The organism is Streptomyces sp. SID4985 (genome assembly GCF_009863025.1).
Taxonomy (GTDB): Bacteria; Actinomycetota; Actinomycetes; order Streptomycetales; family Streptomycetaceae; genus Streptomyces.
Map to the genome: position 1 here is coordinate 1 of NZ_WWIR01000497.1, position 5,510 is coordinate 5,510.

A 5,510-nucleotide genomic window follows, 5' to 3' on the forward strand; every position below is an offset into this window, starting at 1 on the left:
CGCTACGACCTGAGCGAGGACGCCTCCACCGAAACCGCGATGATCTTCGGCGAGCTCTACCGGTATCAGGGCGAATGGAAGTTCCGCGCGGTCGGACAGGGGTACGCGTCCGGACTCCGGGGGATCGCTCTAGACTTCGGAGTCAACGTTTCGTAAAGCCGGGTACGGCGCGGGGGAAAATCGCTCCCAGACATGCTCTGGGGCGGCCCTCCACACACGATGGGGTTAGCCAGTGCTTCTGAAAACCTTCGGCTGGTCGTTCGCGGTGACCGCGCTCGGCCTGGTCGCTGCGGTCTTCTACGGGGGGTGGAAGGCCTTCGGCATCGTGGCGATCCTCTCCATCCTCGAGATCTCGCTGTCGTTCGACAACGCGGTGGTCAACGCCGGAATCCTGAAGAAGATGAACGCCTTCTGGCAGAAGATCTTCCTCACGGTCGGCGTGCTCATCGCGGTATTCGGGATGCGTCTGGTCTTCCCCGTCGTGATCGTCGCGGTCAGCGCCAAGATGGGCCCGATCGAGGCCGTCAATCTCGCGCTGAACAACAAGGACCGCTACCAGGAACTCGTCACCGACGCCCACCCGGCGATCGCCGCCTTCGGTGGCATGTTCCTGTTGATGATCTTCCTCGACTTCATTTTCGAGGACCGGGACATCCAGTGGCTGCGCTGGATCGAGCGGCCGCTGGCCAAGCTCGGCAAGGTCGACATGCTGTCGGTCTGCATCTCCCTGATCGTTCTGCTGATCACCTCCTTCACCTTCGCCACCCACGCCCACCAGCACGGCGGCGCCCACGCCGACAAGGCGCAGACGGTGCTGATCGCGGGCATCGCGGGTCTGATCACCTACATGATCGTCGGCGGTCTCTCCGGCTACTTCGAGGACAAGCTGGAGGCCGAGGAGGAGCGTGAGCACGAGGCCGAGGAAGCCGCCGCCCGCTCCGGCAAGCCGCGCTCGCCGGTGCTGCTCGCCGGTCAGGCCGCGTTCTTCATGTTCCTCTACCTGGAGGTCCTGGACGCGTCCTTCTCCTTCGACGGTGTGATCGGCGCCTTCGCCATCACCAACGACATCGTCCTGATGGCGCTCGGCCTCGGCATCGGCGCGATGTACGTCCGTTCGCTGACGGTCTACCTGGTCCGCCAGGGCACCCTCGACGACTACGTCTACCTGGAGCACGGCGCCCACTACGCGATCGGCGCCCTGGCCGTGATCCTCATGGTCACCATCCGGTACGAGATCAACGAGGTCGTCACCGGTCTCGTCGGCGTCGTCCTGATCGCCTGGTCCTTCTGGTCCTCGGTCCGCCGCAACCGCGCCCTCGCGGCGGCGGGCGGCGACGCGGGCTCGGCGGAGAAGACGGAGATCTCCTCAGGGGTGTGACCCCGGTGCGCCCCTTAGGGGCAAGATCGGGGACGGGGCGGGGTGTGGCGCCCCGCGCCGGAAGGGAACGCTTCGAACGGGGCGGCCGACGTGGTCGGCCGCCCCGTTGGCTTTTCCACCACGAGCACCACGAGCACGAGCACCAGGGGGCGGGAATGGGATTCCTCGACGGACTGCTGGGCGGACGCGGCACCGACTTCGACTCGGGCAGCCCGGGAACCAACGCGATCGAGCTGACCAAGCGGCACCAGCAGGTGTCCCTCACCAAACAGGACGCGGCCACCGGCCATCTCCGGGTCAACCTGACCTGGCAGATGCGGACCTCCGACATCGCGGGCATCCAGCGCGAGAGTCTCTTCCGGCACCCCTTCAAGGCGCTCAAGCCACCGGAAGTGATGGGCCACGGCCAGAGCATGGTCAACGTCGACCTGGACCTCGGGTGCCTGTACGAACTGACGGACGGCACCAAGGGCGTCGTCCAGCCCCTCGGCGGCTACTTCGGCGACGTGAACGCCCCGCCGTACGTCAAGCTCAGCGGCGACGACCGCTTCGGCTCGGCGTCCGGCGAGACCATGTACGTCAACCTCGACCACCGCGACGCCATCAAACGGCTGCTGGTCTTCGTCTACATCTACGACCAGACCCCGGCGTTCGACCGTACCCAGGCCAAGGTCACCCTCTATCCGAGCAACGGCCCGCGCATCGAGATCGACCTGGACGAACGCCACCCCCAGGCCCGCTCCTGCGCGGTGGTGCTCATAGAGAACGTCAAGGGGGAGCTGCTCGTCCGCCGCGAGGTCAAGTTCGTCTACGGCTTCCAGGGCGAGCTGGACCGGCTCTACGGCTGGGGACTCAGCTGGGGCCGGGGCTACAAGTCCAAGGCGGACCGCTAGCGGGCCCCGGGCGGGCTCGGTGGAGTCCGGGAGCCCCAGGGGCCGGGCGGTCCGCCAGGCGCCGTCTCAGCGGCCCAGGAACTGCGGGCCCTGCGGCGGCAGCCGGAAGTCCGGGTCCAGGGCCGCCGCCGGAAGGGGCTGCGGCTGCGGATAACCGTAGGCGGGCTGCTGCCGGGTCGCAGGGGGCTGCTGGGCCGTGGCGTGCTGCGGACCGGCGGGCTGCGGGTAGCCGTAGGCGGGCTGCGCGGCGGTGGCCGGCTGGGGATAGCCGTAGGCCGACCGCAGCGCCGAGGTCGTCTGCGGATAGCCGTAGGCGGGGGGCGCCTGCGCCGGGACCGGCGCAGGCTGCTCGGGCGGCAGCGGCAGCGACAGGGACTCGGAGCGCGGCGGTTCCTCCACCGCCTCCGACTCGTCCACCGAGATGCCGAAGTCGGTGGCGAGCCCCTTCAGCCCGTTCGAGTAGCCCTCGCCGAGCGCGCGGAACTTCCAGGCGTCCCCGCGCCGGTACAGCTCACCGCAGATCAGCGCCGTCTCCGCACCCGTCTCCGGCGTGACCTCGAAACGGGCCAGCGGCTCGGCGTCGGGCGTCGCCGCGTCGTACACCAGGACGCACAGCGTGGGCACGAGGTCGAAGGTCTCGCCGTCCGCCGAGGCGACCAGCAGCACCCGGCTGACGCCCGGCTCCATCCCGGTCAGATCCGCCTGGACGGTGTCGGCCAGGCCCTCGGTGACGCGCTTCTTGCCCAGGCGCCACACGGCGCCCGAGGGGTGCCGGGGCTGGTTGTAGAAGACGAAGTCCTCGTCGGAGCGCACCCGGCCGTCGGAACCCAGCAGCAGCGCCGAGGCGTCCACGTCCGGCACGCCCTGCCCGGGCGTCCAGCGCAGCACGGCGCGAACCGTGGTGGCCTCCAGCGGGATGTTCGACCCCTTCAGCATCGCGTGCGTCATGCGGTCATCCTGCCTTCTCGGTCCTGGGCACGACAATGCGGGGTGCCCGGCGTCGCCACGCCTCGGTTACCGGAAATTCATGCCCTCCCGGGAACCCCTGACATGGATCTCTACGTACTATTACCGGCCACCCTTTGCCGAAATCACCGGCCCGCGTATGCCTTGAGGGAGTCCAATGCGTCATTTCGGGCACATCGCCCCCGAGGTGCGGGAGCGTCTGTTCCACCAGGAGCCGTGCGAGTTCAGCGCCGAGTCCCCGGCCCGGCTGCTGTCCGCCGCCCTCGGCGCCACGCTCTACAGCCCGGCCACCCGCCCCCGCCTCGCCGACGACGTCCTCAAGCAGGGCCGGGCCGGAGTGGTCTCCATGGTGCTGTGCCTGGAGGACTCCATCGACGACGCGGACGTACCGGCCGGTGAGGACAACCTCGTCCGGCAGTTCGCCGAGCTCGACGCGCGCGCGGGGGAGGAGCCGCCGCTGCTCTTCATCCGGGTCCGCACCCCCGACCAGATCCCCGACCTGGTCCGGCGCCTCGGCCCCACGGCCCGGCTGCTGTCCGGTTTCGTGCTGCCCAAGTTCACCGGCGAGCGCGGAATGCCGTTCCTGGAGGCGCTGAGCGCGGCGGAGAAGGAGAGCGGCAGGCGGCTCTTCGCGATGCCCGTCCTGGAGTCGACCGAGCTGATCTACCGCGAGTCCCGCGCGGAGACCCTGGAGGGCATCGCCCACGCGGTCGGCAAGTACCGCGAGCGGGTGCTCGCCCTGCGCCTCGGCGTCACCGACTTCTGCTCCTCCTACGGCCTGCGCCGCGCCCCCGACATGACCGCCTACGACGTCCAGATCGTCGCCTCGGTGATCGCCGACGTGGTCAACGTGCTGGGCCGGGCCGACGGCACCGGGTTCACCGTGACCGGGCCGGTCTGGGAGTACTTCCGCGTCCCCGAGCGGGTCTTCAAGCCGCAGCTGCGGCAGAGCCCCTTCCTTGAGGTGCGGGCCGTCGAGCTGCGCGAGAAGCTGATCGAACACGCCATGGACGGCCTCCTGCGGGAGATCTCCCTCGACCAGGCCAACGGCCTGCTCGGCAAGACCTGCATCCACCCGTCCCATGTCATGCCCGTGCACGCGCTGTCCGTGGTCAGTCACGAAGAGTTCAGCGACGCCCAGGACATCCTGCGGCCGGAACGCGGCGGTGGGGGTGTGCTGCGGTCGGCCTACACGAACAAGATGAACGAAGTGAAGCCCCACCGCGCCTGGGCCGAGCGCACCCTGCTGCGCGCCGAGGTCTTCGGCGTGGCCGGCGAGGACGTCGGCTTCGTGGAACTGCTCGCCGCCGGCATCACCGGCTGACCCTCCCGCCGCCGGGGCGACCCGGCCGACCTCCCCGCCGCCGGGGCGACCCGGCCGACCTCCCCCCACCACCTCCAAGGAACGCATGAACAACGCAGTGAACGACGGCGTCTGGTCCGGCAGCTGGGTCGCCGAGCGGCTCGGTGTCGAGCTGGAGGGCGACGACGAACTGCCCGCCCTCCTCGGGCTCGCGCTGCGCCGCAACCCCAAGCGGGCCCATCTGCTGGTCTCGCACGTCCTCGGCAAGCACGTGCCCCAGTCGCCCACCGTCGTCTACGGCCACGGCTTCCGGCTCGGCCGCCGGGTGCGCGCGCTGCTCGGCGACACGGAGGCCGCCGAGGCCGTCGTCCTGGGCTACGCCGAGACCGCCACCGGCCTCGGGCACGCCGTCGCCGACGGCCTGGGTCTCGCGCCGTATCTGCACTCCACCCGCCGCCCGGTGGCCGGGGTGGACCGCGCGGGCGGCTTCGAGGAGTCCCACTCGCACGCCACCTCCCATCTGCTGCTCCCGTCCGACCCCGCGCTGCTCGCGGGCGACGGCCCGCTGGTGCTGGTCGACGACGAGTTCTCCACCGGCAACACGATCCTCAACACCATCCGCGACCTGCACGAACGCCACCCCCGGCGGCGGTACGTGGTGGTCGCCCTGGTCGACATGCGTTCTCCCGAGGACGCCGGACGCCTGGAGCGGTTCGCCGCCGGGATCGGCGCCCGCGTGGACCTGGTGGCGGGCGCGTCGGGGACCGTACGGCTGCCGGAGGGCGTGCTGGAGAAGGGGCAGGACCTGGTCGCGCGCCACGAGAGCCCCGTACCCGCCCCCACCGTGCGGGCGGACGGCGAGGACGGGACGGCGTACGGCACGGCCGGGGCGGCGCACGGCCGCACCCCCCGTGTCGACCTGCACTGGCCGCGCGGGCTGCCCGACGGCGGACGGCACGGCTTCACCCCC

6 protein-coding genes are annotated in these 5,510 nt (G+C 70.5%); 5 read left to right on the forward strand and 1 reads right to left on the reverse strand.

The features are described from left to right. The 3 genes from GTW40_RS21855 to GTW40_RS21865 form a co-directional block, all read left to right on the forward strand. On the forward strand, nt 1–156 hold a 156-nt coding region (locus tag GTW40_RS21855; RefSeq protein WP_161181888.1), incomplete at its 5' end, for a TerD family protein. 76 nt (nt 157–232) lie between these two features. Continuing rightward, a complete protein-coding gene (locus GTW40_RS21860) occupies nt 233–1,378 on the forward strand; it encodes a DUF475 domain-containing protein (protein WP_161181889.1) in 1,146 nt (381 codons plus the stop codon). A gap of 155 nt (nt 1,379–1,533) precedes the next feature. Beyond that, entirely contained in the window at nt 1,534–2,271 is a 738-nt protein-coding gene (locus GTW40_RS21865) for a Tellurium resistance (protein ID WP_161181890.1), read from the forward strand. Between the two features lie 66 nt (nt 2,272–2,337). Here GTW40_RS21865 and GTW40_RS21870 read toward each other — a convergent pair whose 3' ends face one another. Continuing rightward, nucleotides 2,338–3,219 carry a TerD family protein gene (locus GTW40_RS21870; protein WP_161181891.1) on the reverse strand — a complete coding sequence of 294 codons (882 nt, stop codon included), beginning with the start codon at nt 3,217–3,219 and terminating at the stop codon, nt 2,338–2,340. Nucleotides 3,220–3,394: 175 nt separating this feature from the next. On the opposite strand from GTW40_RS21870, the gene GTW40_RS21875 reads away from it, so the two are divergent. Both GTW40_RS21875 and GTW40_RS21880 read left to right on the forward strand, forming a co-directional pair. Then, entirely contained in the window at nt 3,395–4,561 is a 1,167-nt protein-coding gene (locus tag GTW40_RS21875; RefSeq protein ID WP_161181892.1) for an HpcH/HpaI aldolase/citrate lyase family protein, read from the forward strand. 85 nt (nt 4,562–4,646) lie between these two features. After that, nucleotides 4,647–5,510, forward strand: an 864-nt coding sequence (locus GTW40_RS21880; protein ID WP_202486246.1) for a phosphoribosyltransferase domain-containing protein, incomplete at its 3' end; no start/stop codon positions are given.

Coding starts and splice junctions, on each gene's coding strand:
- GTW40_RS21865 (WP_161181890.1), top strand. CDS start 1,534: ATGGGATTCCTCGACGGACTGCTGGGCGGACGCGGCACCGACTTCGAC.
- GTW40_RS21870 (WP_161181891.1), bottom strand. CDS start 3,219: ATGACGCACGCGATGCTGAAGGGGTCGAACATCCCGCTGGAGGCCACC.
- GTW40_RS21875 (WP_161181892.1), top strand. CDS start 3,395: ATGCGTCATTTCGGGCACATCGCCCCCGAGGTGCGGGAGCGTCTGTTC.